Source organism: Mycobacterium sp. (assembly GCF_052145595.1).
Lineage (GTDB): Bacteria > Actinomycetota > Actinomycetes > Mycobacteriales > Mycobacteriaceae > Mycobacterium.
The window spans coordinates 1-4,135 of sequence record NZ_JBKQOI010000223.1; the positions used below are offsets into that span (position 1 = coordinate 1).

Genomic DNA, 4,135 nt, shown 5'->3' on the forward strand with positions numbered 1-4,135 from the left:
ACTCGGGTCAGGCCTGCATCTCGGTGGAGCGGGTGTACGTCGAGGCACCGGCCTATGACCGGTTTGTCGCACTGCTCACCGAGCGGGTGCGGTCGATCAGGCAGGGGGTCGACAACGGTTCGTACTCGGCGGATATCGGCACTTTGGTCACCGAGCAGCAGGTCGAGATCGTGAGGAGCCACGTCCAGGATGCCGTGGCCCGCGGGGCCACGATCGCGATTGGCGGAAAGACGACCGGCAACGGCGGGTTCTTCGAGCCCACGATTCTTCTCGACGTCGATCATTCGATGGCCTGCATGCGCGAGGAGACTTTCGGCCCGACGATCCCTGTGATGAGGGTCGCCGACGAAGAAGAGGCGATCCGGTTGGCAAACGACTCCCAGTACGGGCTGTCGGCCACGGTGTGGACCAAGGACATCGCTCACGGACGCGACATCGCACACCGGCTCGAGGTCGGCGCGGTGAACATCAACGACGCCTACTCGAACCTGTTCTGCTTCCCCCTGCCACATGGCGGCTGGAAGAGCTCCGGCCTCGGGTCCCGGCTGGGCGGCCCCCAGGGTATCCGGAAGTACTGCCGTCAGCAGGCCATCACGACGCCACGCGTGCCGAGGATGGAGAACCAACTGCTGTGGTACCCCTACTCGCACCGGCGAGGCCGCACCGTTGGCGCATTGCTGCGCCTGTTCGTGGCCCGCGATGTCCGGCGGCGATTACGGCGGGCCGGTAGCCGAAACCACGGTCACGCGTCGCTTGCCTCCGGGGCGAAGTAGAGGTCGGGAATCCGCCGCCACGCTTCGAGCAGGCGCTTCTCCTCCGTGCTGCCATGGCCTGGTTTGCTGGCCGCAGCTCCCAGCATCGAATTGATCACCACCATGCAGAATTCGGGGAATCGTTTGTGGGCGGCGCGCTTCTCGCCGAGCAGCGCCTTGCACAGGTCGAGGTTCGCGCGCGCGAACTCGCGTTCCAGGGGTTTGAGGTAGTCGCGCATGTCGGGATCGTGTCGGGCAGCAATGAGCAACTCGAGGGAGGCTCCACCCAACGGGCCGGAAACGACCTGCCAGAGCAGCGAAGCCCAGTCCTCCCCGTCGAGCGTCTCGGTGGCACGCAGCCGCGCCTCGCCGACCTTCGTGGCATACAAGCGGCGTGCCGCCGCGCTGATGAGCTCGCCCCGGGAGCCGAAGTAGTGCAACAGGACCCCGCGAGAGACACCGGCTTGCTTTTGCACCTCGAGCGTGGTGGTTGCCGCGTAGCCGCGCTCGATCAGGATCGAAACCGTGGCGTCAAGCAGCTTCCGTTCCGCGGCCTGACGACGCTCGCGCTGACTGATCCGGATCGGCGGGGTAGCGGTCGAACTCCTTGCAGTCAAGGTGAACTCCTCAAGTTGTGCGGCAAATTGACACAGTACAGAAAATAGCGCTAGCCTCAATACTAGTCACGATTGACTATTTATGCACGCTTGAGCGGCGCTGAGTGGAGACGGACATGACGACTGGCCCGTTGTCCGGTGTGAAGGTTCTCGAAATAGCCGGGATCGGACCGGGGCCCTTCTGCGGAATGCTGCTTGCGGATCTGGGCGCCGATGTGGTGCGTGTCGATCGCCCGGGTGGCGGCGGCATGCAACTAGTGCCGTGGGCCGACGACCTGCTCAACCGCGGAAAACGCTCGATCGCCGTCGATCTCGCCAAACCCGGCGGGGCGGAGACGGTGCTGTCACTGGTCGAGCATGCCGACATCCTGTTCGAGGGATTCCGCCCCGGGGTGGCCGAGCGTCTTGGCATCGGACCCGAACCATGCTTGGCGCGCCGACCCCAATTGATCTACGGACGCATGACCGGATGGGGTCAGGACGGCCCGATCGCGCATACCGCCGGCCATGACATCACCTACATCGCACCCACCGGCGCCTTGCACGCGATCGGGCAGGCCGGTGGTCCCCCGCAGATCCCGCTCAACCTCGTCGGCGACTTCGCCGGTGGAAGCATGTACCTGCTGGTGGGCATGCTCGCTGCCCTGGACGGGGCCCGACGAAGCGGCCGCGGCCAGGTGGTCGACGCGGCGATCGTCGATGGCACCGCTCATCTGATGACCATGATCTACAGCTGTTATGCGGCGGGAGTCTGGTCCGATGAACGCGGCACCAACCTCGGTGATGGCGGTTCGCCATTCTACGGCGTCTATCAGACCTCGGACGCAAAGTTCATGGCCGTCGGGGCGCTTGAACCGCAGTTCTATGCCGAGTTCTTGCGAGTACTCAAACTACCGCCGGACCCCAACGCGCAATTCGACCGCAACGCGTGGCCGCAGCTGCGAGCCAAGATCAGCGACGCCTTCGCCGCGCGCCCTCAACAGGAGTGGGCAACGATATTCAGCGACAGCGACGCCTGCGTGGCACCCGTACTCGGCATGTCCGATGCGCCGGGCCATCCGCAATTGGCAGCCCGCAAAACCTTTTTCGTCGGCAATGGCATAACCCAGCCATCCCCGGCCCCGCGTTTCTCGCGCACTCCGGCAGTGGTGGACAGCCCACCTTGCGTACCCGGCCAGCACACCGACGAGGTGCTCGCCGATTGGCTGAACTGAGCATTGACCGGCAGCGGTCCTGTCCACAAATTAAAACAGTCATATTTGACTATTTCTGGTCCGTCCCAACAATTGCGGATCGGGTTATTCAGGCCGCGTCGAGCTCGCTCATGCGAGGCTCCGCTCCCCACCGCGCAGCCACCGCCCACGCCTCCTCGTTCGACATCAGTCGGTTCGCGTCGCTCACCACATCATCCCCAAACCTCATGCACCGGCGCAGCTCGCCGGAGGCCTCGACAGGCAGAGTGCACCGTCCGGCCGTGATCGATGACGGCTCCCACCTCACGCGCGATTGGCATGTCGACGCTGTAGCGCTCTACCAGCTCCATTACGTCAGACCCACACAGCAGTTGCTCCAAGCACCGTCACTCGCATTCCTGGACCTCCTCGTTGAAAGCGAACCCGGCTAGCCTGAATCCACGTGTGTCACGAACGGGGAGCGTGATAGGCAAGCTTCCGTAGGCGGTGCTGTGCAGAAGATGAAGGGTGTTGGCCCTTCGCAGTCGCGATCGTGAGTCCTGCGTGGGTCACGGACCAGAAGATGTTGATGTTGCCAATGTCAGGCTGGAGGGGTCGGCCGGCTCGCTCCTTGATTGTTTTGCCCTTCGTGGCTTGTGCCTCTTCTGCGGCCAGTCGACACCAGAGGACCGGCCGATCTGGCTTAAGAGATGACATGTGTAGCGGACCCCCTCAGCTCAGATCTCGATGTCGCACTGACGCGGAGCTTATGTTCGCGCCCCGCTGGCAGCACTTCACCGCGGCATTTCGTTGACCAGCAGCAGGCCGTCGAGGCGCGTCTGGCCCCTTGGGGACCGGTGCCCGACCAGCGCTACCAACGCCCTACTGCGAACTACTGATCCGAGCACCCCAACGCCCCGCCCCCGTTTCACGGCGTCTGACTATCTCAAGCAGATGGCTCGGCTCGGCGTCACGCATGCGTGAAGGCGCCCGGCATTTCCGCAGCCGCCGGGCTAACGCCGGAGTTCGCTGGCGAGTGGTCGTATCGGTTGTCGTATATACCCCCGATGGGTACTGAAAGGCGGCTGCGGACGGCCCCCGACCGTCCGCTAGCCCGTGAGCGTCGCCATCACCGGGCCGGGCTCAGCAGCGAATCCATGCCCGCAACCGCGGCGCGCCGAACCTGTTCGATCACATCGACGTATCCCGTCGTCACAGAAATCGAGCTATGACGCAGAATGCGCTGCACCGTTGCTGCCTCGACACCCATCGCGAACAACAACGTGGCACACGAATGTCGAAGGTCGTGCAGCCGAATGCTTCGCACATCAGCTCGTCGGCACAGCGTCCAGAACGCTCGGTTGACGTCCCTCGGTTCGAGAGGTGTCCCGTTCTTTGTCGTGAATACAAGACCGAGTTTGTTGGCATCGAATGGATCGCCGAAATAGGGATTCCTGTCCGAGGCAGCCGTGCAGATGGTCACGGTCCGCCATCTTGGCGTGTTCTTGCCGCGCTCGTCGGTGCCGGTGCCTTGCGATGCCAGTCTGTGGCGGACTCATACGCCTGGCCCACCCGCAGCACCAGCGCGTCCGCG

At 64.0% G+C, this 4,135-nt stretch carries 4 protein-coding genes; 2 read left to right on the forward strand and 2 right to left on the reverse strand.

Translation table 11 applies throughout. From position 1 onward, the window contains the following. Positions 1 to 773, forward strand: a 773-nt coding sequence (locus ACLP4W_RS20110; protein ID WP_442388940.1) for an aldehyde dehydrogenase family protein, incomplete at its 5' end; no start/stop codon positions are given. On the opposite strand, the gene ACLP4W_RS20115 is transcribed toward ACLP4W_RS20110, so the two are convergent. Further along, positions 743 to 1,369 carry a TetR/AcrR family transcriptional regulator gene (locus ACLP4W_RS20115; protein WP_442388942.1) on the reverse strand — a complete coding sequence of 209 codons (627 nt, stop codon included), beginning with the start codon at positions 1,367 to 1,369 and terminating at the stop codon, positions 743 to 745. The genes ACLP4W_RS20110 and ACLP4W_RS20115 overlap by 31 nt on opposite strands. Positions 1,370 to 1,485: 116 nt before the next feature. Here ACLP4W_RS20115 and ACLP4W_RS20120 point away from each other — a divergent pair, with 116 nt between their 5' ends. After that, entirely contained in the window at positions 1,486 to 2,583 is a 1,098-nt protein-coding gene (locus tag ACLP4W_RS20120) for a CaiB/BaiF CoA transferase family protein (RefSeq protein ID WP_442388944.1), read from the forward strand. Between the two features lie 1,087 nt (positions 2,584 to 3,670). Here the strand turns inward: ACLP4W_RS20120 and ACLP4W_RS20125 are convergent. Next, positions 3,671 to 4,024 carry a tyrosine-type recombinase/integrase gene (locus ACLP4W_RS20125; protein WP_442378771.1) on the reverse strand — a complete coding sequence of 118 codons (354 nt, stop codon included), beginning with the start codon at positions 4,022 to 4,024 and terminating at the stop codon, positions 3,671 to 3,673. Between the last annotated feature and the right edge of the window lie 111 nt (positions 4,025 to 4,135).

Coding starts and splice junctions, on each gene's coding strand:
- ACLP4W_RS20120 (WP_442388944.1), top strand. CDS start 1,486: ATGACGACTGGCCCGTTGTCCGGTGTGAAGGTTCTCGAAATAGCCGGG.